Origin of the sequence: Psychrobacter sp. PP-21, assembly GCF_033790785.1 — a bacterium.
In the GTDB taxonomy this organism is placed as follows: domain Bacteria; phylum Pseudomonadota; class Gammaproteobacteria; order Pseudomonadales; family Moraxellaceae; genus Psychrobacter.
In genome coordinates this window covers 1-264 of the sequence record NZ_JAMYEB010000117.1, presented here as the reverse complement: position 1 = coordinate 264, position 264 = coordinate 1, and the positions used below count along the sequence as shown (strand labels likewise).

The window sequence follows — 264 nt, the reverse complement described above, 5'->3', positions numbered from 1 at the left end:
CCGAGCTTCAAAACCGTGGGGTACAAGACATCTTAATCGCTTGTGTCGATGGTCTAAAGGGCTTCCCTGATGCCATTAACACCGTCTATCCAAAGGCACAGGTTCAGCTGTGTATCGTACACATGGTGCGCTATTCAATGAAGTTTGTGCCGTGGACGGATAAAAAGGCCGTAGCGGCTGATTTAAAGGCCATCTACGGCGCTGATACCCTTGAGATGGCAGAGGCCAATCTTGAGCACTTTGATGAGACTTGGGGCAAAGATT

1 protein-coding gene is annotated in these 264 nt (G+C 49.2%); it reads left to right on the top strand.

Annotated elements, in window-relative coordinates; all coding sequences use genetic code 11:
• A partial coding sequence (locus NJD71_RS13835; RefSeq protein ID WP_319052466.1) for a transposase occupies positions 1-264 on the top strand: 264 nt, incomplete at both ends.